The 25,892-nt window shown below is 69.2% G+C and carries 21 protein-coding genes; 6 read left to right on the plus strand and 15 right to left on the minus strand.

The window, feature by feature from the left end; translation table 11 throughout:
- The coding region (locus VG296_RS27910; protein ID WP_325570889.1) for a DUF2510 domain-containing protein at positions 1 to 1,944 on the minus strand (1,944 nt) is incomplete at its 3' end.
- A 378-nt stretch (positions 1,945 to 2,322) separates the two neighbouring features.
- Here VG296_RS27910 and gabT point away from each other — a divergent pair.
- Positions 2,323 to 3,684, plus strand: a complete 1,362-nt coding sequence (gabT, locus tag VG296_RS27915) for a 4-aminobutyrate--2-oxoglutarate transaminase (RefSeq protein WP_325570891.1) — start codon at positions 2,323 to 2,325, stop codon at positions 3,682 to 3,684.
- Positions 3,685 to 3,864: 180 nt separating this feature from the next.
- On the plus strand, positions 3,865 to 4,533 hold the full coding sequence (locus VG296_RS27920) for a phosphatase PAP2 family protein (protein WP_325570893.1): 669 nt from the start codon (positions 3,865 to 3,867) through the stop codon (positions 4,531 to 4,533).
- Here the strand turns inward: VG296_RS27920 and VG296_RS27925 are convergent.
- The 3 genes from VG296_RS27925 to VG296_RS27935 all read right to left on the minus strand — a co-directional run bounded on the left by VG296_RS27925 (position 4,500) and on the right by VG296_RS27935 (position 8,601).
- Positions 4,500 to 5,462, minus strand: a complete 963-nt coding sequence (locus tag VG296_RS27925) for a hypothetical protein (RefSeq protein ID WP_325570895.1) — start codon at positions 5,460 to 5,462, stop codon at positions 4,500 to 4,502. The genes VG296_RS27920 and VG296_RS27925 overlap by 34 nt on opposite strands.
- A gap of 93 nt (positions 5,463 to 5,555) precedes the next feature.
- Positions 5,556 to 7,073, minus strand: coding sequence for a CoA-acylating methylmalonate-semialdehyde dehydrogenase (locus VG296_RS27930; RefSeq protein WP_325570897.1), 1,518 nt, complete (start codon positions 7,071 to 7,073; stop codon positions 5,556 to 5,558).
- Between the two features lie 130 nt (positions 7,074 to 7,203).
- Positions 7,204 to 8,601, minus strand: a complete 1,398-nt coding sequence (locus VG296_RS27935) for an FAD-dependent oxidoreductase (RefSeq protein ID WP_325570899.1) — start codon at positions 8,599 to 8,601, stop codon at positions 7,204 to 7,206.
- Between the two features lie 208 nt (positions 8,602 to 8,809).
- On the opposite strand from VG296_RS27935, the gene VG296_RS27940 reads away from it, so the two are divergent.
- The gene (locus tag VG296_RS27940) at positions 8,810 to 9,937 is read left to right on the plus strand and encodes a hypothetical protein (RefSeq protein WP_325570901.1); all 1,128 of its coding nucleotides are present in this window, start codon (positions 8,810 to 8,812) and stop codon (positions 9,935 to 9,937) included.
- A gap of 167 nt (positions 9,938 to 10,104) precedes the next feature.
- Here the strand turns inward: VG296_RS27940 and VG296_RS27945 are convergent, their stop codons facing one another.
- The 8 genes from VG296_RS27945 to VG296_RS27980 all read right to left on the minus strand — a co-directional run bounded on the left by VG296_RS27945 (position 10,105) and on the right by VG296_RS27980 (position 17,879).
- The gene (locus tag VG296_RS27945) at positions 10,105 to 10,572 is read right to left on the minus strand and encodes a hypothetical protein (RefSeq protein ID WP_325570903.1); all 468 of its coding nucleotides are present in this window, start codon (positions 10,570 to 10,572) and stop codon (positions 10,105 to 10,107) included.
- 155 nt (positions 10,573 to 10,727) lie between these two features.
- Entirely contained in the window at positions 10,728 to 11,384 is a 657-nt protein-coding gene (locus tag VG296_RS27950; RefSeq protein ID WP_325570905.1) for a hypothetical protein, read from the minus strand.
- Complete coding sequence (locus VG296_RS27955) at positions 11,381 to 11,983, minus strand: RNA polymerase sigma factor (protein ID WP_325570907.1); 603 nt, start codon at positions 11,981 to 11,983, stop codon at positions 11,381 to 11,383. Before VG296_RS27955 ends, VG296_RS27950 begins: the two co-directional genes overlap by 4 nt.
- 122 nt (positions 11,984 to 12,105) lie before the next feature.
- Complete coding sequence (locus VG296_RS27960) at positions 12,106 to 12,912, minus strand: ABC transporter permease (RefSeq protein WP_325570909.1); 807 nt, start codon at positions 12,910 to 12,912, stop codon at positions 12,106 to 12,108.
- Complete coding sequence (locus VG296_RS27965; protein ID WP_325570911.1) at positions 12,912 to 13,835, minus strand: ABC transporter permease; 924 nt, start codon at positions 13,833 to 13,835, stop codon at positions 12,912 to 12,914. The genes VG296_RS27960 and VG296_RS27965 overlap by 1 nt, the downstream gene beginning before the upstream one ends.
- Positions 13,832 to 14,971 carry an ABC transporter ATP-binding protein gene (locus VG296_RS27970; RefSeq protein ID WP_325570913.1) on the minus strand — a complete coding sequence of 380 codons (1,140 nt, stop codon included), beginning with the start codon at positions 14,969 to 14,971 and terminating at the stop codon, positions 13,832 to 13,834. The genes VG296_RS27965 and VG296_RS27970 overlap by 4 nt, the downstream gene beginning before the upstream one ends.
- A gap of 24 nt (positions 14,972 to 14,995) precedes the next feature.
- The gene (locus VG296_RS27975) at positions 14,996 to 16,294 is read right to left on the minus strand and encodes a spermidine/putrescine ABC transporter substrate-binding protein (protein ID WP_325570915.1); all 1,299 of its coding nucleotides are present in this window, start codon (positions 16,292 to 16,294) and stop codon (positions 14,996 to 14,998) included.
- Positions 16,295 to 16,391: 97 nt separating this feature from the next.
- Positions 16,392 to 17,879, minus strand: coding sequence for a gamma-aminobutyraldehyde dehydrogenase (locus VG296_RS27980; protein WP_325570917.1), 1,488 nt, complete (start codon positions 17,877 to 17,879; stop codon positions 16,392 to 16,394).
- Between the two features lie 410 nt (positions 17,880 to 18,289).
- On the opposite strand from VG296_RS27980, the gene VG296_RS27985 reads away from it, so the two are divergent.
- The gene (locus VG296_RS27985; RefSeq protein ID WP_325570919.1) at positions 18,290 to 19,957 is read left to right on the plus strand and encodes a PucR family transcriptional regulator; all 1,668 of its coding nucleotides are present in this window, start codon (positions 18,290 to 18,292) and stop codon (positions 19,955 to 19,957) included.
- A 26-nt stretch (positions 19,958 to 19,983) separates the two neighbouring features.
- Here VG296_RS27985 and VG296_RS27990 read toward each other — a convergent pair whose 3' ends face one another.
- The 3 genes from VG296_RS27990 to VG296_RS28000 all read right to left on the minus strand — a co-directional run bounded on the left by VG296_RS27990 (position 19,984) and on the right by VG296_RS28000 (position 23,831).
- On the minus strand, positions 19,984 to 21,489 hold the full coding sequence (locus VG296_RS27990) for a methionine--tRNA ligase (protein WP_325570921.1): 1,506 nt from the start codon (positions 21,487 to 21,489) through the stop codon (positions 19,984 to 19,986).
- A gap of 215 nt (positions 21,490 to 21,704) precedes the next feature.
- Positions 21,705 to 22,205, minus strand: a complete 501-nt coding sequence (locus tag VG296_RS27995; RefSeq protein WP_325570923.1) for a hypothetical protein — start codon at positions 22,203 to 22,205, stop codon at positions 21,705 to 21,707.
- Positions 22,206 to 22,403: 198 nt separating this feature from the next.
- Complete coding sequence (locus VG296_RS28000; protein ID WP_325570925.1) at positions 22,404 to 23,831, minus strand: gamma-aminobutyraldehyde dehydrogenase; 1,428 nt, start codon at positions 23,829 to 23,831, stop codon at positions 22,404 to 22,406.
- 161 nt (positions 23,832 to 23,992) lie between these two features.
- Between VG296_RS28000 and VG296_RS28005 the strand changes: the two genes are divergently transcribed.
- Both VG296_RS28005 and VG296_RS28010 read left to right on the plus strand, forming a co-directional pair.
- A complete protein-coding gene (locus VG296_RS28005) occupies positions 23,993 to 24,487 on the plus strand; it encodes an Lrp/AsnC family transcriptional regulator (RefSeq protein WP_349259721.1) in 495 nt (164 codons plus the stop codon).
- Positions 24,484 to 25,875: an aspartate aminotransferase family protein gene (locus tag VG296_RS28010; protein WP_349259720.1), complete on the plus strand. Its 1,392-nt coding sequence runs from the start codon at positions 24,484 to 24,486 to the stop codon at positions 25,873 to 25,875. Before VG296_RS28005 ends, VG296_RS28010 begins: the two co-directional genes overlap by 4 nt.
- Positions 25,876 to 25,892: the final 17 nt, after the last annotated feature.

The following is a 25,892-nucleotide window of genomic DNA, read 5'->3' on the forward strand; positions in this document are numbered from 1 at the left end:
CTCGTTGATGATGTCCGAGGGCGACCAGACGTACCGCTCCACGGCCCGCGTCGCCACCGAACGCTGGTATTGCGTGCTGGTCGAGCCGGTCAGCGACTGCACGACGGACTTCTCCCCGCCGCGCCCGAAGCGGCCCGGCGACCCGGGCGTGGACATGTGCCCGGTGGACGTCGTCGTGGCGGTGCCGGTGGTGACGGTGGTCTCCGCCGACCACGACGTGCCCCAGTAGTCCGCGAAGTAGCGCGCGTCGGCCGGCTCGACGCCGGCGAACACGGCCTTGCAGCCGGTGCCGGTGAAGACGGCCGAGCGCAGGTGCTCCGGAAACTGTGAGAGGGACTGCGTGAGCAGCACGATCCCGGCGTTGGCCGCACGCGCTCGCTGGAGACCCTGCACCACGTACTCGTCGACGAAGCGGCCCGCCTCGTCCACGATCAGGCCCTTGAAGACCTCGCGATTGGCCTCCGGCGCCGCCACCACCTGCACGAACTGGGCGATGGCGAGCCGGGCGAGGATCCGCGCGGCCTGCGGCGAGCTGCCCTCCGGCAGGGCGATGCGCACGCGCAGCGGCCGGTCGATATCGCGCATGGAGAACTTGCGCGGGCGGCCGTCGAACAGGTCGATCAGCTGTGGCCGGTCGAGCAGCCGCAGCCGCTCGTTGAGCAGCGGCACCGGGCTCTGCGTCAGCACCAGGTCGAGTAGTTCGCGCAGCAGCGGATAGCGGTCGTTGCGCTCGTGGAACTCCGCGATGACGCTGTACAGCGCATTGCGCGCGGCCGAGTCCACGGCCGGGTCGTGCACCGCGGTGTCCGGCGGCAATACCGCTCCGGCCAGCCGGTCCGCCGCCTCCTCGGGCCCACTCGCCCCGCCGAACAGGTCGAAGCCCCAGGCACCCGGCCCCGGCTCCCCGTTCGGATCGATGTCGACGTCGAAGAAGTCCGGCAGCTGCCGCGCGTCGAACGCCGAACCGGTCGGGTCGATGACGACGACCGAGGCCATCCCGACGAGCGTCTGCAGCCCCAGCAGCTCGATGATCGGCCGCGCGAAGGATCGCGTCTTACCGGCTCCGGGCGGCCCGACCACGAGCATGGACGTGCGCAGCACCTCCGTGTCTAGCGCGAACCACTCCTTCTGATGCGTCGCCGGATTCCGGTCGCTCTGCGCGGCCACGCCGAGCCGGGCCTGGCCGGTCACCAGGTCGTGCTGCACCAGCCGCGGCATCGGCAGGTCGCGCTGCCCGGAGGAGTGCGGGAAGGCGCTGCCGCCCTTCTCCTGGATGGCCACCGCTATCGGAGCCAGCTGCTCCGGGCCGTTCTGCCGCGCCGTGCGCTGCACCACCCGCGCCACCCGCACGTAGTCCACGTCCGTCAGCTCGCCGGTCGCGACCTCCTCGTCCAGCCGGCGCGCCGCGTCCACGAAGCCCGCCTCGCGCAGCTCCGCCCACAGATCCGGCCGCTGCTTGGGGATCGGGACCGCCTTCTTGGGCTCCGGCCGGTAGCGCAGCCACAGCCAGCGCCCGACGATCTGCCACCTGCCGTACGTCCCGACGCCCGCCAGCACGATGACCAGCGCCAGGAACGGAATCACCGACCCTGGCAGGTTGAGGTACGACAGCAGCAGCCCGAGCGGAAAGGTCATCGCTGCCCAGATCGGGACCGCCAGAATGAGCGCGAGCCGGGCGCGGCGCCAGATATGGGGCTCGAGCGGACCGGGTCGGCCGCCCGCGCTCTCGTCCGGGGTGCGGCCGTACGCGAAGACGCCGGGCACGTCGAGCATGCGGTCGCCGTGCACCCAGCTGACCAGGTCCGGCCGGGTCTGCTCGGTCCACGCCGAGCCGGTCCAGTAGCGCAGCTGCGGCGCCCCGCTCGGGCACGGGTACCAGCCCTCGCGCATGCCCTGCCGCCGGGGGGCGTCAGTGCCCGCGGACACGCTGTCGTCGATCGTCAAAGCAACGCTCCCCTACCATGAGGCCGTCCGCTGGCATCGCCAAAGCAACGCTGCCGTGACTTCCCTACCATGAGGCCGTCCGCTGGCACCGTCAAAGCAACGCTGCCGTGACTTCCCTACCCTGAGGCCGTCCGCGACATCGCATCGCCAAAGCAACGCCGCCGCGACTTCCCTGCCTGAGGCCTGATGACGTGTCGGCTTGATGGTATCGATCCGGGGGCGGCGCGGTAGGCGTAGACCGCGGTAGGCGTAGACACTGTGCGAAGGAAGGTCCGGATTTTCGCGACGATCTGCGAGGTGTCGGCCGCCGCGCGCTCGGTTAGGGTCGATCGAGAGCCTCTTCGCAGCCTCCGCATGCCGATCGAATGGAGACCCCCCATGTCCGCGCTCGCCCACGGCGGTCCTTCGCTCCCGCAGGAGCGCCGCCTCGTCACCGAGATCCCGGGCCCGCTCTCGCGGGAGCTGTTCGAGCGGCGCAACGCGGTCGTGGCGAACGGCGTCTCGACCACGCTGCCGGTGTTCGTGACCCAGGCGGGCGGCGGCGTGGTGCTGGACGTGGACGGCAACTCGCTGATCGACTTCGGCTCCGGCATCGCGGTCACCAGCGTGGGCAACAGCGCCGAGGCCGTGGTCAACCGGGCCGGCGAGCAGCTGCGCCGGTTCACCCACACCTGCTTCATGGTCACGCCCTACGAGTCCTACGTCGCGGTCTGCGAGCAGCTGGCCGAGCTGACCCCGGGCGAGCACCCGAAGAAGTCGGCGCTGTTCAACTCGGGCGCGGAGGCCGTGGAGAACGCGGTGAAGATCGCCCGCGCCCACACGAAGAGGCAGGCAGTCGTCGTCTTCGACCACGGCTACCACGGCCGGACCAACCTGACGATGGCGCTGACGGCGAAGAACATGCCCTACAAGAACGGCTTCGGCCCCTTCGCCCCCGAGGTCTACCGGGTGCCGATGGCCTACCCGTTCCGCTGGCCGACCGGCCCGGAGAACTGCGCCGAGGAGGCCGCGGCGCAGGCGATCTCGCAGATCGAGAAGCAGGTCGGCGCGGACAACGTCGCCGCCGTCATCATCGAGCCGATCCAGGGCGAGGGCGGCTTCATCGAGCCGCCGCTCGGCTTCCTGCCGCGGATCGCCGAGTTCTGCCGGGCGAACGGCATCGTGTTCATCGCGGACGAGATCCAGACCGGCTTCTGCCGCACCGGCGACTGGTTCGCCGTCGACCACGAGGGCGTCGTACCGGACCTGGTCACCACGGCCAAGGGCCTGGCCGGCGGACTGCCGCTGGCGGCGGTGACCGGCCGCGCCGAGATCATGGACGCCGCGCACGCCGGCGGCCTCGGCGGCACCTACGGCGGCAACCCGGTGGCCTGCGCGGGCGCCCTCGGCGCGCTGGAGACGATGCGCGGCCTGGACCTGCCCGCCGCCGCCCGCCGGATCGGCGAGATCATGCTGCCCCGGCTGAACAAGCTGGCCGCGCGCTTCCCGCAGATCGGCGACGTGCGCGGCCGCGGCGCGATGATCGCCGTCGAGCTGGTCAAGCCGGGCACCAAGGACCCGGACGCCGCGCTCACCGCGCAGATCGCCAAGGTCTGCCACGCGCAGGGCCTGATCGTGCTCACCTGCGGCACCTACGGCAACGTGCTGCGCTTCCTGCCGCCGCTGGTCATCGGCGAGGACCTGCTGACCGAGGGCCTGGACCTCATCGAGGCGGCCTTCGAGCAGCTCACCGCCCAGTAAGGGGCGGTCGCGCGGCGAGGGATGCGAAACCGCGGAAGCGGGCGTAACGTGACATTCAAGGCGATTTAGACTGTTCGGCCCGGCGTCGGCACCTCGGAGACGGGGAGTCGGCGCCGGGCGTTTCCGTGCCCGCGGCGGGCTGCCCGCCCGGAGCCGGCCGAGGGCGTAGGGTCTGGGGCGATGATCGAGCGCGGCCCCTCCCCGTCCCGGCGTTCCTGGTGGATCGTGCCGGCCGCGCTGCTCTGCGCCTTCGGCCTGCTGCTCTGGCAGGTGGCCTCGCACGGGCCGCTGACGAGGCTCGACGTGCACGTGCGCAACGGGATCCAGGACGCCGCCACCACCTCGGGGCTGCACTGGCTCGCCTCCCTCGGGCGCGGCTGCGCGAACCTCGGGGATGAGGCCCCCGCGGTACTCAGCCTGCTGGCAGTCGCAGGGCTGACCACCTGGCTGACGCGATCCTGGCGGCCGCCGCTCCTCGCCGCGGCGGCCGGGATCGTGCTGGCCACGGTGATTCCGCTGAAGATCTGGGTCGGCCGACCCGGGCCCGGCGAGGTCACGCTGGGCAACGCGACCCTCGGCTTCTTCCCCTCCGGGCACACGGCCGACGCGGTCTGCTGCTATGTGACGGCCGGCTACCTGCTCGGCGTGTGCGTCTGGACGAGCCGGCTCGCGCGACAACTGCTCGGCGGAATCGTCGCGGCGCTGCTCGTGCTGACGATCTTCGGACTGCTCTGGTCGAACTACCACTGGCTGACGGACGTTCTGGGCTCGCTCTGCTGGTGCGGCGCCTGGCTGCTGGTACTCGCTCATCTCGATCAGGCCAGGGCGTATCCGCGCGGCAGGCGGTAGGTCGGCGGTCGGTCGAGCAGTCGGCTGAGCTCCTCCCACACCTCGTCCCAGCGCTCGCGGACCTGGGACGGACTCACCTGAGCCACCGTCAGCCGGAGCACCGTCGCCATCCAGCGACGGCGCGCCGCGGCCCGGTCCAGCGCGGCGGAGCTCGGTTGGAAGCCCGGAGCCACCTCGAGGGCGATGCCCCGATCCGGCCATAGCGCTCCCGGGAGCACGGCGACGCAGCCGGTCGCCTGCTCGACGATCCTGCGGTTCCACACCGGACGCGGCGCTATCGCACGGGCGAGCCGCTCCTGGCAGTCCGCCTCCTCGCCGGTGCGGATTCCCGCACTGAACTCGGCCAGCACGGCACGCATCCGCGCCGAACGCTGCACCTGATGCGCCGCCAGTTCCGCGCAGAGCTCGGCCGGGGTGCAGCGGCGGCTGTAGACGAGTTCGTTGATGATCGAGCGGACGAATTCCTTGTCCTTGAGGTCGAGGCACGCATCCACGGCGGCGCGCGGCAGCGGCGCCACCGCGCAGCCCTCGATCCGCACCGGCTCGGGCGGCCTGGTCGTGCGCCCGACGAGCACGAAACCGTGCGACTGCCGCCGCCTGCCGTGCGGGATGAGCACCTTGATGCGCGGATCATCGGTCCGCGCGGCCGCGACCCGGTGCACGCGCAGCGCGGCCAGCCCGGTCACGATCGCGCCAGGACCGGCATACAGCAGCGCGGCGCGGATCCGGCCGAGGCCCTTCAGCGCATCCGCCCGGCTCGCGCACACGCCCTTGAGCACGCGGCTCCACGGCCTGTCCGGGCCCTCCCGCAGCCGCAGCGTGGAGGGCGGAACGCCGAGTTCGATCAGCTGCGCCCGGGTGGCCAGGCCGCCCTGGGTCTCGAAGAGCCGCTCGACGGCTCCCTTGTCATAGTTCGTACATTTCGTCATGTATCCAGCATCGCCGGGCCGGCACGACGAAACATCGTGCAATCGGCGTATATAAGTACGCCGAATGCACGATGTGTTTCACCGGAAGAACCCTTAGGCGTTGGTCGGGAAGCCCAGGTTGATGCCGCCGTGCGACGGGTCGAGCCAGCGCTGCGTCACGGCCTTCGTCCGGGTGTAGAAGTGCACACCCTGCGTACCGTAGGCGTGCGAGTCGCCGAACAGCGAGGCCTTCCAGCCGCCGAAGGAGTAGTAGGCGACCGGCACCGGGATCGGCACGTTGATGCCCACCATGCCGACCTCGACCTCGTTGCGGAACTTCGCCGCCGCGCCGCCGTCGTTCGTGAAGATCGCGGTGCCGTTGCCGTACGGGTTCGAGTTGATCAGCTCGAGCGCGTCCTCGTAGGACTTGGCGCGCACCACCGAGAGCACCGGGCCGAAGATCTCGTCGGTGTAGACCGGCATGTCCCGGCCGACGTTGTCGAACAGCGTCGGACCCAGCCAGAAGCCGTTGGCCGTGTCCACGCCGGTCTCGGCGAGCGAGTCGACCGGGTGCTTGCGGCCGTCGACGACCAGGCTGGCCCCGGCCGCGACGCCCGCGTCCAGGTAGGAGGTCACCTTGTCCCGGTGCACGCCGGTCACCAGCGGGCCCATCTCGGAGGCGGCCGAGCAGCCGGGTCCGACCCGCAGCTTGCCCATCCGGTCCACGATCTTGCCGACCAGCTCGTCGCCGATCGGGTCCACCGCGACCAGCACGGACACCGCCATGCAGCGCTCGCCGGCCGCGCCGAAGCCGGCGTTGACGGCCGAGTCGGCGGCCAGGTCCAGGTCGGCGTCCGGGAGCACCAGCATGTGGTTCTTCGCGCCGCCGAGGGCCTGCACCCGCTTGCCGTAGCGGGTGCCGTTCTCGTAGACGTAGCGGGCGATCGGGGTCGAGCCGACGAAGGAGACCGCCTTGACGTCCGGGTGCTCCAGGATCCGGTCCACCGCGACCTTGTCGCCGTGCACGACGTTGAACACGCCGTCCGGCAGGCCGGCCTCCTTCCACAGCGCGGCGATCCAGTTCGCCGCCGACGGATCCTTCTCGCTGGGCTTGACGATCACCGTGTTGCCGGTGGCGATGGCGAGCGGGAAGAACCACATCGGCACCATCGCCGGGAAGTTGAACGGCGAGATGATCGCGACCGGGCCGAGCGGCTGCTGCAGCTCGTAGACCTCGACCCCGGTGGACGCCTGGTCCGTGAAACCTCCCTTGAGCAACTGCTGGATGCCGCAGGCGAACTCGATCACCTCGATGCCGCGGGCGACCTCGCCGAGCGCGTCCGAGTGCACCTTGCCGTGCTCGGAGACGATGATCGACGCGAGCTCGTCGCGCCGCGCGTTGATCAGCTCGCGGAAGTTGAACAGCACCGTGGCCCGCTTGGCCAGCGAGGTGCCGCGCCAGGCCGGGAACGCGGCGGCCGCGGCGGCCACCGCGTCGTCCACCTCGCGCACCGCGGCGAAGTCCACCGAGCCGGTGAGCGCGCCGGTGGCCGGGTCGTAGATGTCGCCGCGCCGTTCGGCCGAGCCGCTCCACGGTCCGCCGTCGATCCAGTGCGTCACATGCTTGCTCACGAAAGACCTCTTCAGTGTCACGGTGTCCGGTGGGGTTCTGGTTTCGAGTCTGCGCCGCAGGCGGGGGCCGCGTCACTTTCCAGAGTGTCGGTGGGCGCGCGTTTTGCCTTACAGCGGCACTCTCAACTGCTCACGAGTCGAAGCCGAGGCCGAAGCGGTCGAGCGTGCGCAGCCAGAGATTGCGCTTGCCCTCGTTGTGGTCCGCGCGGCCGAGCGACCAGGCCGTCGCGTTGATCCCGACGGACTTGAACGGCTCCGGGGGGAACGGCAGCGGCTTCGACTTCACCAGGTCCAGCTCGGTCAGCTCGGTCTGCTCCCGGGAGAGCAGGTCCAGCATCACCTGTGCGCCGAACCGGGTCGCGCCTACACCCAAACCGGTGAAGCCAGCCGCGTACGCCACTCGTCCGTCGTAAGCGGTGTCGAAGAACGCGCAGAATCGGGTGCAGGTGTCGATGACGCCGCCCCACTTGTGGGTGAAGCGGACGTCCGCCAACTGGGGGAACGCCTCGTAGAAGTGCCGGGCCAGCTTCTCGAAGGTCTTCGGCCGCTGGTCGAGCTCGGGCGCGATGCGGTTGCCGTAGTGGTAGACCGCGTCGTAGCCGCCCCACAGGATCCGGTTGTCCGCGCTCAGCCGGTAGTAGTGGAAGTGGTTCGCGCTGTCGCCGATTCCCTGACGATTACGCCATCCGATGGACTCCATCTGCGCCTCGGTCAACGGCTCGGTCATCAGTGCGTAGTCGTACACCGGCACGATGTACGGCCGCACCCGCTTGAGCAGCGAGGGGAAGACGTTGGTGCCGAGAGCCACCCGTTCGGCCGAGATCTGACGGCCGTTCAGGGTACGCAGCGCCATCCCGTTGCCGGACTTCTCCAGCCCGGTCACGCGGGTGCCCTCGTAGATCCGCACGCCCAGCGCCAGGCACGCGTCGCGCAGCCCCCAGGCCAGCTTCGCCGGGTGCACCATCGCGCACCCCTCGCGGTCCCACAGCCCGGCTTGGTACGTCGGCGAGTCCACCTGCGCGCGGACGGCGTCGCGGTCGAGGAACTCCACATGCTCGCCGTACTGCCCGGCCACGTCCGCGTACTCGGCCAGGTCGTTCGCCTGCCATTCCGCGGTGGCCACGCTCAGCTGACCGGTGCGCTCCCAGTCGCAGTCGATGCCATGGTGCTGCACGCTCGCCTGCATCGCGTCCAGGTTCGCCTCGCCCAGTTTCACGAGCGTGCGCAACTCGGGCTCGAAGCGGTCGATGCCGTTGGGCAGTCCGTGTGTCAGCGAGGCCTCGGCGAAGCCGCCGTTGCGCCCGGAGGCCGCCCAGCCGATCCGGTTCGCCTCGACGAGCACGACCTCGCGGCCGGGGTCCCGCTCCTTGGCGATCAGCGCCGTCCACAGCCCGCTGTAGCCGCCGCCGACCACGACGAGGTCGCAGGTCAGGTTCTCGGCGAGCGCGGGCAGTGCCTGCGGTCGGCCGGGGTCGTCCAGCCAGAACGGCACCGGCGCGGCCCCGGCCAACGCATGGCTGACTTCCATGGGGGATCCCTCTCACTGTGTCTGCGTCACGGGCTTCGACGAACCATCTTGGTGCTGGCCATGGGGCAGACACCAACCGCACCGGTGTCAGATCAGCTACCCGAATCTTGCACTGTGGAAGTCATTCACGCCGCTTGACAAAGGTCTAAACCAGTTCTGGTGTGCTCGGGGACGGGAACCCCGGCAACGCCAGGAGGCGTACAGCTTCATGCGGACAATCACCCACCGGCTCGGCGTGCTCGGCGCCGCGGCCGCCCTGCTGATCACCCCGGCGCTCACCGCCCCGGCACACGCCCAGACCCACGCCGCGGCCCAGGCGTCGGCCGCTGCCGGCACGGATCCCGTCCAGGTCTACGGGGCCTGGCTGTGCGGCTCGGATCAGTGCACGTGGGCGACTGCCCCGAACATGACCACGTTCGACACGCAGAACCACTGGATGATCGACCGCGGCAACGGCAGTCCCTCGGTGAACCTGGTCGTGCTCGCGTTCGCCGATCCGCTCAAGCTGCTCGACGGGACGACCGACGCCGGCGACACGAACGGCGTGCCCAACGGCATGGACCAGGCTGTCGTCGATTACTTCACGAGCCACGGCGTCCGGGTCATGCTCTCGATCGGCGGCATCACGTACACCGCCGACTGGGACAGTGCCCTGACGCAGAACGCCACCCTGCTCGGCCAGAAGGCGGCGGCGCTGGCCACGCAGCTCGGTGTGGGCATCGAGATCGACTATGAGAACAGCTCAAGCCCGAATCTGACCGGCATGCAGTCGTTCATCAGCGCCTACCGCGCGGTTCACGCGTACGACGCGACCGGCGCCGACCCGACCGCGCGGCTGACGATCGATCTGGCGGCCGGCGACCGCTACCTGATCGCGCTCGACCAGTATGCGACGGCGAACTGGCTGACCACGAGCAAGCCCGTGCTCGACTACGCGAACGCGATGGTGCCGAGCAAGCAGCCGTCCACCAGCAGCGCGGAGAGCAACTGGCTCGAGCACGTCGACGGCAAACCCAACTACAGCCCGCCGATCGCACCGCTCGCCCCGGCGAAGTTCACCGGCTCGGTGTTCGTCGCCGGGCAGAGCCAGGTGCTGCCCGAGTGCAACAATTTCGCCTCTTCGCTGCAGAGTTCGACGAGCGGCTGGGTCGATTCGATCGCCCCGGCCGGCGCCGGAAGCACGAACGGCATGCTCGGCTACATGTTCTGGGCCGCCGGAGCCCCGTCGAGCCGCGGTCAGACGACGTTCCCGCCGAACAGCTGTGCCGGCGGCGTCGGCGTCGGCGCGACGAGTCTGAACGTGCCGGTGCCGATGCCGGCGCTGCGGCAGAACTGAGGCGGGGCCGAAGGCTGCGGACGCGGCGACGGGGACGGGAGTCAGGGCGCCGCGGCCGCAGCCTTCACGAGACCTCCGGGTACGGCCCACACCATGTATCCGGTGACCTCGTCGATGTATAGGCGACAGAGGGCTCAGAAGTGTTACTCGCGCATAGCGGGTGGCCGTCAGCCATGCCCGGGGCTGGCGGTCTTACCCGGCTTGCCCTGGCGATGCCCGGTGGCCGAGACACTCGGGCTCGGCGAGGCGAACGTGGAAGCCGGGGTGCTTGGTGCGGCGGATGGACTCGCGGAGTGGGTCGCCGCCGAGGACGTGCCGCCGCTCACGCTTGAGGTGGACGGTGCCGGTGGCACGGTCACCGTCCCGGCCGACGGCGTCTTCGGCTGCGCGGCAGGAGCCGCATGCGGCGCGGAGAACGGCGTCAGCGTGCTCGGGGAGACCGGCCCGCCGAGCAGGCCCCAGACCACCATCAGCGAGTAACCGACCGCGGCGAGGAATGCGCCCACGGCGGTCCGGCGCACCACGCGGCGGCGGCTGGTGGAGTCCGCGAACACGGGTATCGGGGCGGTCTGGGGATCGGCGGCGCGTGCCAGCGGCAGCAGTTGCGTCGTCTCGTTCGGGTCGTTCTCGGGCATGGACTGTGCCTTCGGCGTGCTCTGGAGGCGTGCCGCCGCGGAAGCGCTACGGGGGGATCGGGCCTGCGCGGCGGCACGCGAGCCCGGCAGCGGGGCTCCGGACTAAGAGGCGAGCCGGGCGCCGCGATTGTTACCGGTGCTGGTGACGACGGATCTCAGTGCGTCGAACCGCTGTGCGGCTTCGGCGTGTGGCCGTGCCCGGCCGTCTGCGTCGGGTGCCCGGGGCCGGGCGAGGTGGTCGCCGAGCTCGTCACGGCCGGTGGCGCGCAGTGCGCTCTCGCCGCGTGCGTATTCGGGCCGGAACACGACGCGGTCATGGTCGGCGACGCCGTGGCGGTGTTCGAAGCGCTCGGCTGCGCGGTTCCCGCACCCGCGCCGGCACTGGCACCCGCACTGGCGCTGGGTGTCGTGGCGGGCGAGGTCGGAGCGAAATGGGGTGCCGCCGTGCGCGGCGCGGGAACTCCCCATCCGCCCAACAGGCTGTGCGCCGTACGTTGCGCCGGTCCCGGTAGCACGTCGGCGGCGGCCGCCGCGACCGTGCCGCTGGAGAGAGCCAGGACGACCACCGCCGCCTTCAGCGCGGCCGTACGACTGACGCGGAGCATCCGGGCGCCCGAGCGCCGTGCTCCGCCGACGGGAGCGTTCCGCGCGAATGCCCGCAGCACGACCTCGGGAACCTCCGCACCCGACGCGTCATCCGGCGCCAGCGCGGAGAGCACGCCGGCCACCCGCTGCTCGTGCGGGTCGGCGGACGGGGCACCGCGCAACAGCCGCCGTGCGCCGCGGGAACTGATCGACGGACCCTGCCTCATCGGAACACCCCGCTCACCACGTCGGCAGATGAAGACTCGTGCGCGGGCTCCTCTTCCAGAATGGCCGCGTCTTCCAGCATGGCCGCGAGCCCGCGCAGGCCGCGCATCGCCGCGACCCGCACCGCTCCCGGCCGCTTGCCGAGAATCCGCCCGCACTCGTTCGCGTCCAGCCCGGCCACCGAGCGCAGCAGCACCGCCTCGGCCTGCTCCCTCGGCAGCCGCGCCAGCAGCGCCAGCGCCCGATCGGTGCCCCACCGCTCCTCGGCCACCGCCGCGGCGTCCGGGGCCGCGCCGGCGAATTCGCCCGGTTCCGCCAGCAGTTCCTCGCGCCGTCGGCCGGCGCGCCGCTGTTCGTCGATCGCCCGGTTGCGCCCGATCCGGAAGAGCCACACCCGGAACCCGGCGGCGTCCCCGCGGAAGGAAGGCAGATCGCGCGCGGCCTGCAGCCACGTCTCGGAGGCGATGTCCTGCGCCGCCTGCCCGACCAGCGCGGCCAGGTAACGCTCGAGCGCGGGATTGAGCGCGCGCCACAGCACGGCCACCCCCTCGGCGGCGCCACCCCGGGCCGCCTCCAGAGCAGCGTCGAACTCCGCGCCCACCGCGAACTCCCTCCGCCGCGCCCGATCCCGAAAACACCGAACCGGCCGCGGGTTCGGCGGTTCAACACCCTAACCCGCGGCCGGTGCCGCGCGGGGCCCGGGCCCCCAATCGAAATGAACCGTTATGCCTTGCGGGTCTTGATGATCTGCGGCACCTGGGCGAACGTGATGCCGGCCAGCGTGATGAGCAGCATCGTCGAACCGATGACGTCGATCTGCGCCGGAACCGAGTGCTGGAACGAGGCGTAGACGTACATCGGGAACGTCACCTCGTTGCCCGCCGTCAGCACCGTGATGATGTAGTCGTCGATCGACAGCGCGAAGGAGAGCAGTGCGGCGGCCAGGATGCCCGGCATCACCAGCGGCAGCGTCACGCGGCGGAAGGTCTGGATCGGCGTCGCGTACAGGTCCGCCGCGGCCTTCTCCAGCGTCGGATCCATGCCCGCGAGCCGGGCCTTGACCGTCACCACCACGTAGCTCAGCGAGAACATCACGTGCGCGATGACGATCGTCCCGAAGCCGAGCGAGTTGCTGCCTGTGGTGTTGAAGAAGAAGGTCATCAGGGTGATACCCATGGTGACCTCGGGCGCGGCCATCGGCAGGAACAGCAGCACGTTGAGGAACGTGCGGCCCCTGAAGCGGTACCGCATCATCGCGAACGCGACCATCGTGCCCAGCACCGTCGACAGGATCATCGCGATGATCGCGATGGTGACCGAGAGCTTGATCGAGCTGCACATGTCCGAGCTCGCGCACGGATTCTTCCAGGCGTTCGTGGAGAACCTGTTCCAGATGAAGTTGTACTTGTTGGCCGGCTGGTTGAACGAGAACAGCAGCATGACCGCGTTCGGCGCGATCAGGAAGATGAAGATCAGGGTGGAGACGAACAGCAGGGTGTGCGCCTTGATCCAGTCGAAGGTCTTCGTCATCACAGCAGGTCCTCCGATCCGGCCTTCTTGACATACGCGAGCACGATCGCCAGCGTGCCGAAGGTGAGAATGACGCCCATGGCCGAGGCGATCGGGTAGCCGAAGACGTCGCGCAACGCCTCGTTCTCGATCACCTGCCCGATCACCTGGGTGTTCGGGCTGCCCAGCATGTAGGCGTTGATGTAGTCGCCGACGGCCGGGATGAAGGTGAGCAGGGTGCCCGCGATCACGCCGGGCAGGGACAGCGGCCAGGTGACGTAGCGCCAGGTCCGGTAGCCCGAGCAGTACAGGTCGCGACCCGCCTCGTGCAGCCGCGGGTCGATCTTCTCCAGCGAGGTGTACAGCGGCAGCACGGTGAACGGCAGGAAGTTGTAGACCATGCCGAACACGACCGAGAACGGGCTGTTCAGCACGTGGTTCCCGGTGATCAGGCCGAGGTGGTCCATCAGGTTGGTGATCCGCAGGTCGGTCATGATCCGGACCACCGTGCCGTGGTCGGACAGGATCGTCTCCCAGGCGATCGTGCGGATCAGGAAGCTGGTGAACGCGGGCGCGATCACCAGGGCCATCAGCAGGTTCTTCCACTTGCCGCCGCGGAAGGCGATGAAGTATGCGAGCGGGTAGCCGAGCACCAGGCAGATCACCGTGCACGCGACCGAGTAGATCAGCGAGTGCACGATCTCGGTGTTGTAGGTGCTGAAGGTGGCCGAGTAGTTCGCCCAGTTCCACGTCACCTTGAAGCCCATGTCCAGGCTTCCGGTCTGGACCGAGGCGGAGACGGCGGTGAAGATCGGGATCAGGAAGAAGATCACCAGCCACAGCACACCCGGCGCGAGCAGGATGTAGGGCAGCAGGTTGCGCTTCTTCTTCGGCTCGCCGAGGACCGCGGAGGCCTTCGGCGGCGCTTCGGTGAGTGTGGTCACTTGGCCGCCTCGTCGTCGATCTCGGCGCCGGCCTCGATGTCCTGGCTGCCGTCCAGGCCGAAGGTCTGGCTCGCGTCCCAGTGCAGCGCGACCTCGGTGCCGGGGCGGAAGATCTCCTTGCCGGTGTTCTGCTCGAAGACCGCGAGCTCCTGGCCCCAGGGCATCTTCACCAGATACTGCGTGGACACGCCGATGAACGACGCGTCGCTGACCACGCCGCCGGTCAGCACGTTGCGACCGGCCGGAACCTCCTCGTCGGACGCCGCGAGCTGCACCTTCTCCGGCCGCACGCCGATGATCACCGCGCCGGTCTCGACACGCGAACGCTCCGCGGGCAGGGCGACGCGGTGGCCGTGCGCCTCGACCGTGACGACGCCGTCCTCCTTGCCGGTGACGGTGCCGGCCACGAGGTTGGACTGGCCGAGGAAGTTGGCGACGAAGGTGGTGGCCGGGTTCTCGTAGAGTTCCTCGGGCGAGCCGAGCTGCTCGATCGCTCCCGCGTTCATCACGGCGATGGTGTCAGCCATGGTCATCGCCTCTTCCTGGTCGTGCGTCACGTGCACGAAGGTGAGGCCGACCTCGGTCTGGATGCGCTTGAGCTCGATCTGCATCTGCCGACGCAGCTTCAGGTCCAGCGCGCCGAGCGGCTCGTCGAGCAGCAGCACCTGCGGCTGGTTGATCAGCGAGCGGGCCACGGCGACGCGCTGCTGCTGGCCGCCGGACAGCTGGGTCGGCTTCCGCTTGGCCAGGTGGCCGAGCTCGACAAGCGCCAGGATGTCGTCGACCTGCTTCTTGACGTCCTTGACGCCGCGGCGGCGCAGGCCGAAGGCGACATTGTCGTAGATGTTCAGGTGCGGGAAGAGCGCGTAGTTCTGGAAGACCGTGTTCACCGGGCGCTTGTACGGCTTGGTCGTGGTGACCTCCGTGTCGCCGATGAATATCCGGCCGGCCGTCGGGTCCTCGAGCCCGGAGACCATCCGCAGCGTGGTGGTCTTGCCGCAGCCGGACGCGCCGAGCAGGGCGAAGAAGGAGCCCTGCGGGATCGACAGGTCCAGGCCGTCCACCGCGGTGAACGAGCCGAAGCGCTTGGTCAGTCCGGTCAGCCGCAGATCGCCGACCGCGTCGAGAGTGTTCATCGCAATTGCCTTCGATTCTGGGGGTCAGCCGGCGATCTGCTGGAAACGGGTGGTGTACGCGTTGAGCTGGTCGACGTTGAGGTTCATGAACCCCTTGGCGCCGGTCTTCATCTTGGATGTGGGCACGATCAGCGGATTGCTCGCCGCCGTCGGGTCGAGGCTCTGGAGCGACTCCACCGCGCCCTGCACGCAGGGGATGTAGTCGATCCAGTCGTCGAGCTGCGCCGCGATGTCCGGGCTGTAGTACCAGTTCATCAGCAGCTCGGCGTTCTTCTTGTGCCGCGCGTAGTTGGGGATGCACATGTTGTCGGACCAGGCGAGCATGCCCTCTGTGGGCACGTTCACGGTGACCAGGTTCGCCTGGCCGAGCTGCGCGACGTCGCCCGAGTAGGCCATCGTCGCGCCGATGTTCCCCTGGCTGAAGGAACTGATGTAGTCCTGGCCCATGAACTGCCGCACCTGGCCGCGGGCGCGCGCCGCGGAGATGTAGTTGAGCGCGTCGGTGTACTGCGCGTCGGTGAAGTTCGCCGGGTCGAGGCCGAGGGCCAGCAGCGCAAAGGCGACCGTGTCCTCCATCTCGGCGAAAAGTACGACCTGACCGCGCAGATCGGGTCGCTCGAACAGCTCCTTGACGGAGGTGACCGGCTCCTTGACGATCTTGTTGTTGTACGCGATCGTGGTGTAGCCGTAGGCCCAGGGGAGGGTGAAGTTGCGGCCCGGGTCGATCGGGTCGTTGAGGATCTCCGGCAGCACGTTCTTGTGATTGGGCATCACCGAGAGATCCAGCTTCTCGATGTAGTTGTAGTACCGGAGAATCGGGATCATGTAGTCCGAGAAGACCATCAGGTCCACGCCGGTGTCCTTGCCCGCGGACAGGTCCGGATCGAGCTTCGTGTAGTACTCGTTGTTGTCCGTGATGTCCTCGACGTAGTTCACCTTGATCCCGTACTGCTTGGTGAACGCGTCGATCGTCGGGTGGTCGCTGGTGTTCGTGCTCGACGCGATGTCGATGTACGAGCCCCAGTTGTGGAAGTTGACCACCTTCTCGGAGTCCGAGTAGTCGGCGGCGGAGCGGCCGGTGGATATCGACTCCGGGATGACCGGGAACTTGGGGTCCACGCCACAGGCGCTCAGCGCACCGGCCCCGGCCACCGCGAGCGAACCGAACGCGCCGGCGCGCAGCAGCCTGCGGCGGCTGACGGCGGTCGAGTCGGCGTACGCGCGGCTGCTTCTGCGCATCGAGCCGGCCCGCGCGGCCCGGGCGATCAGGGAGCGCTGCTCGTGGACTTCGTCCGGGTCGCGAAACGGTATCGAGGGTGGCATAGACGACTCAGCCTTCTGGTGATCCGGGTACCCCCGGGGGTATTTATCAGGTCCTTGCTGCAACCCAGGCTTGCCGGGACGGCGGGTCGTGCGGGTGTCAGGCGCCGAAGATCGTCCGGTGCCAGTCCTTGCGGGCGATGCCGGTGATGTCGTGCATGACGTGCTTGACCTGCGTGTACTCCTCGAGCGAGTACGCGGACATGTCCTTGCCGTAGCCGGACTGCTTATAGCCGCCGTGCGGCATCTCGCTGATGATCGGGATGTGGTCGTTGATCCACACGCAGCCGGCCTGGATGTCGCGGCTGGCCCGGTGCGCGCGGACCAGGTCCTTGGTCCACGCGGAGGCGGCGAGGCCGAACGGGGTGTCGTTGGCCATGCGGATCGCCTCGTCGTCCGAGTCGAAGGGCAGCGCCACCAGGACCGGGCCGAACAGCTCCTGCTGCACGATCTCCGCGTCCTGGCTCACGCCGGTCACGAGGGTGGGACGGTAGTAGGCGCCGGGCTCGAACTCGGTGCCGCGCAGTTCCGCCGGGAACTCGCCGCCGACCACGATTTTCGCGCCGTAGCCGCGGGCCCGTTCCACGTATCCGGCCACGGAGTCGCGCTGCCGCGGCGAGCTGAGCGGGCCGAGGTCGGTCGCCGGGTCGTTCGGGTCGCCGAGCCTGATGGCGGCGAACAGCTCCGCGACGCCCTCGACGAACTCGTCGAAGCGGGAACGGTGCACGTAGGCGCGGGTGGCGGCCGTGCAGTCCTGTCCGGTGTTGATCAGCGAGCCCGCGACGGCGCCGTGGATCGCCGCCTCGAGGTCCGCGTCGTCGAACACGACGAACGGCGCCTTGCCGCCGAGCTCCAGGTGCACGCGCTTGACGGTCTGCGCGGCGATCTCGGCGATCCGCTTGCCGACCGGCGTGGACCCGGTGAAGGAGACCATGTTCACGTCGGGGTGGCCGATCAGCGCCTCGCCGGCGACCCGGCCGCGCCCGGTCACGACGTTCACCACGCCGTTCGGGATCCCGGCCTCGGTGCACGCCTCGGCGAAGGCCAGGGCGGTGAGCGGGGTGATCTCGGCCGGCTTGAGCACGATGGTGTCGCCTGCGGCGATGGCCGGCAGGATCTTCCACCCGGCCATCTGCAGCGGATAGTTCCACGGCGCGATCGAGCCGACCACGCCGACCGGCTCGCGGCGGACGGAGGAGGCGTGCAGCCCGCTGTACTCGGCCTGCGCCTTGCCCTCGAGGTGCCGCGCGGCGCCCGCGAAGAACGCGACGTTGTCCACGGTGCCGGGCACGTCGAAGTTCGTGGTCAGCCGGATCGGCTTGCCGGTCTGCGAGGTCTCCAGCCGGGCGAGCTGCGCGGACTTCTCGTCCAGGATCGCGGCCAGCTTGTGCATCAGCGTGCTCCGCTCGGCGGGCGTGGCCCCGGCCCAGCCGGGCAGCGCGGCGCGCGCGGCGGCGACGGCGCGGTCCACGTCGGCCGGGCCCGCGTGCACCGACCCGGCCACCACGCGTCCGGTGGCCGGGTCGAGAACCGTCAGTTCCTCGTCCCCGGTGCCGTCAGCGAGCCGGCCGTCGATGTACTGATGCATAGTGTCCGCTCCCGGAGCGTGAGGTTCTGGCTCTTCAGGGGTCCTTCAGACGCTTTGACGCCGAAGCTCGTCGCGCATTGGCAGATTGTCGGAAGACGGCCCGCTCGGCGTCGGCGAGCACGCTGCCGCGCTGACCGAAGGATCGTGACATAAACAACGAGGTTCAGACAAGGGATTCCGCAGGGAAACTTAGTCAGAACGACGGATTCTTGATGACTTTCCGATCACGATCGTCGAAGTCCGTCGTCTGCGGAAATGCTCTTCCACCTTGCCAGTGCAGCGTCCAGCTGTCACAGTGCCTCTAGTAAGCCCATTCGTGCGACAACCTGTCGCACCACGGCGTGTCGGGCGAATGAACAACCGCTCACCCGCCGTCTGCCGCCGACCGTCGATCCGAAGGCCTGACACCGATGTCGCTGTCTCCGTCCAACGAGCCCGATTCCCGCGTTCCGCTGCTGCCCGGCTACCCGACCGTCGCCGAGGTGCTCGCGCTGGACGCCGTGCGCCAGGGCAACCCGCGGGTGGTGGCGGGCGCCGCGGGTCTGGCCCGGCGGGTGCGCTGGGTGCACGTGACCGAGCTGACCGACGTGCGCGAGATCCTGCGCGGCGGCGAACTGGTGCTCTCCACCGCGATCGCCTGGCCGGACGACCGCGAGTCGCTGGCCCGGTACATAGCCGACCTGGCCGGACTCGGCGCCGCCGGTCTGGTCGTCGAGCTCGGCCGCCGCTACCCGCAGTCCCCGCCGAAGCCACTGCTGCTCGCGGCGGAGAAGCACCGGCTACCGGTGATCACGCTCGGCCGCGACACCCGTTTCGTCACGATTACCGAGGCGGTACACGCCCGGATCATCGACGCGCAGCTGGCCGAGCTGCGCGCCTCGGAGGAGGTTCACCAAACCTTTACCGAGCTCGCGGTCGAGGGCGCGGAGCCCGCCGAGGTGGTCCGGCAGATCGCGAAGATGGCCGGGCACCCCGTCGTGCTGGAGAACCTGGCGCACCAGGTGCTGGTCTACGACACGGCCACGACCACCGAAGAGGCGCTGCTCGACGGCTGGGAGGGCCGCTCCCGCGCGGTGCGGCCGGCGACCAGGACCGCGTACGACGAGCGTTCCGGCTGGCTGACCACGGTCGTCGGCGCGCGCGGCCAGGACTGGGGCCGCCTCGTGCTGGTGTGCGACGGCATCCCGGCGCCGGCGCCGAGCCGGCTCATCATGCTGGCCGAGCGCGGCGCGGCGACCCTGGCGCTGAACCGGCTGATGCAGCGGGACCGGGAGTCGCTGGAGCGCCAGACGCACCGCACGCTGCTCACGGCCATCCTCAATCACGCGCACTCGTCCTCGGAGATATCGCTGCGCGCGCGGGCGATCGGCGTGCGTCTGGACGACAAGCGCCTGGTCGGCATCGTGCTGCGGCTCCGTGGCCACGCCTCGTCTCTGGAGCATCAGTCCAGGCTGCGCGAGCTGACCGACAACGCGGCGGCGGCCGTCCGCGACAAGCGCCTCGCCGCCCTGATCGGCGCCGTGGACGAGCACTCGGTCGGCCTGCTGCTCGCGCTCGGCCCGCAGGACCGCGAGGACGCGGCACTGGAGAGCTTCGCGACGACGGTCCGGAAGCTGGCCGGCCCGGACGGCGGCGACTTCGCCATCGCCGTCGGCACCTCTGTCGGCGCGGTCCGGGATGCGCGCCGGTCACTGCTCGAGGCGGTCCAGGTCGCCGACGCCGCCATCCGGCAGACCGGCGGCCCCTCGTACCACCGCCTCGTGGACGTGCGCCTCAGGGGTCTGCTGCACCTGCTGCGCGACGACGCACGGCTGCAGACGTACGTCGAGCGCGAGCTCGGCCCGCTGCTCGCCTACGACACCGAACGCGGCACCAATCTCGTCTCCATGCTCGGCATCTACCTCGACCAGGGCCGCAACAAGTCCGCCGCCGCCGACGCCGCGCACCTGTCGCGACCCTCCTTCTACGAGCGCCTGCACCGGATCGAGCGCGTCCTCGGCGTGGACCTCGACTCGGTGGAGTCCTGCCTCTCATTGCACGTCGCGCTGCTCGCGCTGGAAGCGGTTCGGAACATCTAGCGCATCGAACGCCGATCAGAGCTCGATCAGACCTCGATCCGGGGAAACAACGCAGCACTCTGTGGCAGCACCCCGTCGACCGGCGTGCACTGGGCGGCGATCAGCTCCGCGGCCGACGGCAGGAACGGCGTGAGGCTCGCCGCGAGAGTTACGCACGCGGCGTGTAGGGCCGCCAGTGCCGCATCGAGGCGTTCCGTCGCCAGAAGATCGCCGTCGCGCTCGGCCCTGGCCAACTCCCAGGGCCGCGTGCCGTCGATCGCCCGATTGGCCTCATCCACGATCCGCCAAACGGCCGACGTCGCACGCCGGAAGTCGAAGTCATCAAGCGCCTCGTCGATCGCTGCTGACGCCTCCTCATACGCGCTCTTGAGCGCCTCGCCGCCACCGCTCGCGGTCGGCACCGCTCCCCCGCGGTACTTGTGAATCATCGTGATCGTGCGATGCACGAGGTTCCCCAATCCCCCGGCCAGCTCGGCGTTCGCCCGCTCGACCAGCCGCTCCAGCGTGAAGTCCGCATCCCCCACACGCGGTACCTCGCGCAGCAGCCACCACCGCACCGCGTCCGTCCCGGCCTGCGCGACCAGCCGCGCCGGATCCGCCGTAGCTCCACTGGATTTGCTGATCTTGCGGCCGTCGATGGTGAGGTAGTCGTGCACCAGAATCTCGGTCGGCAGCGGCAGCCCGGCCGAAAGCAGCATCGCGGGCCAGTACACGGCGTGAAACCGGATCACGCCCTTCCCCACGAGATGAATGCGGCGCTCGCTCCCACCCCACCACGTCGCGTAATCCGGATGGTCGGTCCCGAAGCCGAGGCTGGTCACGTAGTTCCCCAGCGCGTCCCACCACACGTAGACCACCTGCGACGGATCGCCGGGCACCGGAATCCCCCAGCCGTGCGCGCGACTGTGCGAGCGCGAGACCGAGAAGTCGTGCAGCCCGCTGTCGATGAGCGACAAGATCTCGTTGCGCCGCGAAGCCGGTTCGATGCGCAGTCGCCCGCTCCCGATCAGCTCCCTGAGCTGGTCCGCGTACCGCGAGAGCCGGAAGAACCAGTTCTCCTCGGACACGAGCTGCGGCTCGGTGCCGTGCTCGGGACACCGCCCGTCGACCAGGTCTTCGGGTGCGTAGAACTGCTCGCAGCCAACGCAATAGAGCCCGGAGTAATGCTTCCGGTAGAGGTCGCCGCGCGCGTCGCACAGCTCCCAGAGCCGCTCGACGCCGCTGCGGTGACGCGGATCGCTGCTCGTGCGAATGAAGTCGTCGAAGGAGAGATCGAGCGGCTCACGCAGCGCCTCGAACGCGGCGGCGTTGCGATCGACGAGCTCCCGCACCGGCACGCCCTCCGCCCGCGCCGCCAGCACGTTCTTCAGCGAGTTGTCGTCCGTCCCCGTCAGCGCCCGCACATCCTCACCGCGCTGCCGAGCCCGCCGCGCGAGCACGTCCGCCTGCACGAGCTCCAACGCGAACCCGAGGTGCGGACGCGCGTTGACGTACGGGATCGTCGTCGTGATGTAGGTCCGTGATGCGGTCATAGGTTGCTCCGTCTCATGCGGAGACCGCGAGCCGGGACCCGACCGGGAAAACACGAAAGGCCCCGTCTCGGGGCCTCGGATGCGAAATTCGTCCGTGCGTCAGCAGCCCCGCGAACGGGGCATCATCTGCGCGGAAGTCCTGATCATGATTTCGAGGGTAGCACGGTGCGCATGGTGCCGGCCCGAAGATAAACACCGGGCCGGCGTTTACGCACTTAGCAGTTGCGGATCGAGTAGACCGGATCCCAGTCGTACGCGATGTTCGTGCGCTGGGGATAGAAGGAAGTAAGGACGTTGCCGCCGGAGCCGTAGAAGTAGGTGTGTGCGCTGGAGGACTGGTTGTCGAAGTAGTTTCCGTCGCCGAACCAGTTCGCGAGGTGGTACCGCTGGCACACGTAGAACACGAAGGCCTCGTAGCTGGACGTGGTGGGGTCCCAGACCACCGCGCACAGATCCCCGGAGTTGCAGGTGTACGAGGATCCTGGGGCGCCGTGGACCGTGGTGACCGCCGGAGAGCTCGTCGGCGCGACGACGTTCGGGTGAACCGCCGCCGACCGGGCGCCGGGAGGAGCCGGCGGGAAAATCAGGACGTGATTGCCGTTGCTGGAGACGTGGGCCTGGACGGTCGCCGCGTTGGCCGGCGCGGCGGCGAAAGCCGCCAGCACGACCGCGAGCAGAAGTCCGAGCAGGCCGAAAACGGAGCGCTTGACGCTCATTTCTTAATACCCCCAAACGAGGTCGACGACATGCGTGATAACCGCACAGTCGTGCCTCGTGTCGTAAATCCCCTGTTATCCCCTGTTGATGCGGGAGCGCGTTTCCCCGTTGCCCCCGCGATTTCCATTTCTAACAGTCGACTGACTGAGTGTCAACAGGCCCGCTCCCGCTTGAGCGGGAGCGGACCTCGGTCATTCCTAGATCGCCGACATCACGTGCTTCACGCGGGTGTAGTCCTCGAAGCCGTACATCGACAGGTCCTTGCCGTAGCCCGAGTGGCCGAAGCCGCCGTGCGGCATCTCGGCGACAAGCGGGATGTGGGTGTTGATCCACACGCAGCCGAAGTCGAGGTCGCGGCTGAACGCCAGGGCGCGCGAGTGGGAGCCGGTCCACACCGAGGAGGCGAGGCCGTACTCGACGCCGTTGGCCCATTCGAGGGCCTGCTCGTCGTCAGTGAACTTCTGCACGGTGATGACGGGGCCGAAGACCTCGTTCTGGATGATCTCGTCGTCCTGCTTCAGGTCCGCGACGACCGTGGGGGCGAAGAAGTACCCCGTGTCGCCGACGCGGTGGCCGCCGGTCTTGAGCGCGGCGTGCTCGGGCAGGCGCTCGATGAAGCCCTGGACGCGGGCGAGCTGGTTGGCGTTGTTGAGGGGGCCGTAGAGCACGTCCTCGTCGTCCGGGCGGCCGGTCTTGGTGTCGGCCGCGGCGGCGGTGAGCTTCTCGACGAAGGCGTCGTACACGCTCTCGTGCACCAGGACGCGCGTGGCGGCGGTGCAGTCCTGGCCGGCGTTGAAGTAGCCGGCGACGCTGATGCCCTCGACGGCCGCGTCGACATCCGCGTCCTCGAAGACGATGCAGGGGGCCTTGCCGCCGAGCTCGAGGTGCACGCGCTTGACGTCCTTGGCCGCGGAGGCCGCGACCTCCATGCCGGCCCGGACCGAGCCCGTGATGCTCGCCATCGCCGGAATCCTGCTCTCCACCAGCGCGCGGCCGGTGTCGCGGTCGCCGCATACGACGTTGAACACGCCGGCCGGGAAGAATTCCTGGGCGACCTCGGCCAGCAGCAGCGTGGACATCGGCGTGGTGTCCGAGGGCTTGAGCACTACGGTGTTGCCGGCCGCGAGCGCGGGGGCGATCTTCCAGATCGCCATCAGCAGCGGATAGTTCCATGGCGTGACCTGGGCACACACGCCCACGGGCTCGCGCCGGACCGAGGAGGTGTGGCCTTCCATGTACTCACCCGTCGCCCTGCCCTCGAGCAGCCGCGCGGCTCCGGCGAAGAAGCGCAGCTGGTCGATAATGGGGGTGAGCTCCTCCGAGCGGGTCAGGCCCAGCGGCTTGCCGGTGTTCTGCGACTCGACGGCGGCGAACTCGTCCGCGCGCGCCTCCACCGCGTCGGCCAGCTTGAGCAGGGCCAGCTGGCGTACGGCGGGCGTGCTCCGGCGCCAGTCCTTGAACGCCTCGGCGGCGGTGCGCAGCGCGTGCTCGACATCCTCCGCGCTGGACACCGGCGCGAGGGCGATCACCTGCTCGGTGACCGGGTCGATGATCTCGCTGGTCTTGCCGCCCGCAGTCTCGACGGGCTTGCCGCCGACGATGTTGCGCAGCACGCGGGGCTCCATACAGCTCTCCTGAAGGTCGTGAGGTCGCTCTGCGACAGCACTCTAGTCCGAATATCGAGACTCGGCGAGACCCCGGATCCTGTGGATTCCGTGGTGATGATGGCCACGAAACACGAAATCCATTGGATCGGCCTTGCCAAACGACGGGAACAGCACCCATGATGAATGACGTGTCGATCGACGGCGCGGCCCGGCGCAAGAACCCGGGAGCGTCCTTGGACGCGGTGTCCAAGGCGATCATCGAACAGCTCCAGCAGGACGGTCGGCGGTCCTACGCCACGATCGCCAAAGCGGTGGGGCTGTCCGAGGCGGCGGTGCGCCAACGGGTGCAGCGTCTGCTCGATTCCGAAGTGATGCAGGTGGTGGCGGTCACCGACCCCCTCACCGTCGGCTTCAACCGGCAGGCGATGATCGGCATTCGGTGCGAGGGTGATATCGAGCCGGTGGCCGAGACGCTGGCCGCCATGGAGGAAGTCGACTACGTCGTCGCCACCGCGGGCTCGTTCGACCTGATGGCCGAGGTGGTCGCGGAGGACGACGACCAGCTCCTGTACGTCATCAACAAGCGGATCCGGGCGATCCCGCAGGTTCGCAGCACCGAGACCTTCGTCTACCTGAAACTGCACAAACAGACCTACACCTGGGGTACGCGATGACAGACAGCGCCGCCGTGAGCAGCGACAGCCGGGCCTATGACCATCTCTGGATGCACTTCACCCGGATGTCCACCTACAAGGACAGCCCGGTGCCCACGATCGTCAAGGGCGACGGGGCGTACATCTGGGACGCGAACGGCCGCAAGTACCTGGACGGTCTCGCCGGCCTGTTCGTCGTGCAGGCCGGGCACGGCCGCGCCGAGCTGGCCGAGGCCGCCGCGAAGCAGGCGAAGGAGCTGGCGTTCTTCCCGGTCTGGTCCTACGCGCACCCCAACGCGATCGACCTGGCCGACCGGCTCGCCGCGTACGCGCCGGGCGACCTGAACAAGGTCTTCTTCACCACCGGCGGCGGCGAGGCGGTCGAGACCGCCTGGAAGCTGGCCAAGCAGTACTTCAAGCTGGTCGGCAAGCCGATGAAGCACAAGGTGATCAGCCGCGCGGTGGCCTACCACGGCACCCCGCACGGCGCCCTGTCGATCACCGGCATCCCGGACGCCAAGAAGTACTTCGAGCCGCTGGTCCCGGGCGCGCACAAGGTGCCGAACACGAACTTCTACCGCGCCGAGGAGATCTCCGGCGTCCCCGAGCTCGGCCAGGACCTCGAGCGCTTCGGCCGCTGGGCCGCGGACCAGGTCGAGGCGACGATCCTGGCCGAGGGCCCGGACACCGTCGCGGCCGTGTTCGTCGAGCCGGTGCAGAACTCCGGCGGCTGCTTCCCGCCGCCGCCCGGGTACTTCCAGCGGCTGCGCGAGATCTGCGACAAGTACGACGTGCTGCTCGTCTCGGACGAGGTCATCTGCGCCTTCGGCCGGCTCGGCACGATGTTCGCCTGCGACAAGTTCGGCTACGTCCCGGACATCATCACCTGCGCCAAGGGCATGACCTCGGGCTACTCCCCGATCGGCGCCGCGATCATCTCCGACCGCATCGCCGCTCCGTTCTACCAGGGCGACAACTACTTCCCGCACGGCTACACCTTCGGCGGCCACCCGGTCTCGGCCGCGGTCGCCATGGCCAACCTGGACATCTTCGAGCGCGAGGGCCTCAACGAGCAGGTGCTCAAGAACGAGCACGCGTTCCGGTCCACGCTGGAGAAGCTGCACGACCTGCCGATCGTCGGCGACGTGCGCGGTGACGGGTATTTCTACGGCATCGAGCTCGTCAAGGACAAGGCCACCAAGACCACGTTCGACGATGACGAGTCGGAGCGGCTGCTGCGCGGCTTCCTGTCCACGGCGCTGTTCGACGCGGGCCTGTACTGCCGCGCCGACGACCGCGGCGACCCGGTCGTCCAGCTCGCCCCGCCGCTGATCTCCGACCAGCAGCAGTTCGACGAGATCGAGCAGATCCTGCGTTCGGTGCTCACCGAGGCCTGGACGAGGCTCTAAGCACTCTTATGGAAACA

The sequence above is a fragment of the Actinospica sp. genome (genome assembly GCF_035552695.1).
Lineage (GTDB): Bacteria > Actinomycetota > Actinomycetes > Streptomycetales > Catenulisporaceae > Actinospica.

Bases quoted from the DNA above. Each gene is read 5' to 3' on its own strand.
- VG296_RS27935 (WP_325570899.1), bottom strand. From the start codon at position 8,601: ATGGAAGTCAGCCATGCGTTGGCCGGGGCCGCGCCGGTGCCGTTCTGG.
- VG296_RS27990 (WP_325570921.1), bottom strand. From the start codon at position 21,489: ATGACCGCATCACGGACCTACATCACGACGACGATCCCGTACGTCAAC.
- VG296_RS27945 (WP_325570903.1), bottom strand. From the start codon at position 10,572: ATGCCCGAGAACGACCCGAACGAGACGACGCAACTGCTGCCGCTGGCA.
- VG296_RS27980 (WP_325570917.1), bottom strand. From the start codon at position 17,879: ATGCATCAGTACATCGACGGCCGGCTCGCTGACGGCACCGGGGACGAG.
- VG296_RS27995 (WP_325570923.1), bottom strand. From the start codon at position 22,205: ATGAGCGTCAAGCGCTCCGTTTTCGGCCTGCTCGGACTTCTGCTCGCG.
- VG296_RS27975 (WP_325570915.1), bottom strand. From the start codon at position 16,294: ATGCCACCCTCGATACCGTTTCGCGACCCGGACGAAGTCCACGAGCAG.
- VG296_RS27925 (WP_325570895.1), bottom strand. From the start codon at position 5,462: ATGACGAAATGTACGAACTATGACAAGGGAGCCGTCGAGCGGCTCTTC.
- VG296_RS27940 (WP_325570901.1), top strand. From the start codon at position 8,810: ATGCGGACAATCACCCACCGGCTCGGCGTGCTCGGCGCCGCGGCCGCC.
- VG296_RS27950 (WP_325570905.1), bottom strand. From the start codon at position 11,384: ATGAGGCAGGGTCCGTCGATCAGTTCCCGCGGCGCACGGCGGCTGTTG.
- VG296_RS27960 (WP_325570909.1), bottom strand. From the start codon at position 12,912: ATGACGAAGACCTTCGACTGGATCAAGGCGCACACCCTGCTGTTCGTC.
- VG296_RS27920 (WP_325570893.1), top strand. From the start codon at position 3,865: ATGATCGAGCGCGGCCCCTCCCCGTCCCGGCGTTCCTGGTGGATCGTG.
- VG296_RS28000 (WP_325570925.1), bottom strand. From the start codon at position 23,831: ATGGAGCCCCGCGTGCTGCGCAACATCGTCGGCGGCAAGCCCGTCGAG.
- VG296_RS28005 (WP_349259721.1), top strand. From the start codon at position 23,993: ATGAATGACGTGTCGATCGACGGCGCGGCCCGGCGCAAGAACCCGGGA.
- gabT (WP_325570891.1), top strand. From the start codon at position 2,323: ATGTCCGCGCTCGCCCACGGCGGTCCTTCGCTCCCGCAGGAGCGCCGC.
- VG296_RS27985 (WP_325570919.1), top strand. From the start codon at position 18,290: ATGTCGCTGTCTCCGTCCAACGAGCCCGATTCCCGCGTTCCGCTGCTG.
- VG296_RS28010 (WP_349259720.1), top strand. From the start codon at position 24,484: ATGACAGACAGCGCCGCCGTGAGCAGCGACAGCCGGGCCTATGACCAT.
- VG296_RS27970 (WP_325570913.1), bottom strand. From the start codon at position 14,971: ATGAACACTCTCGACGCGGTCGGCGATCTGCGGCTGACCGGACTGACC.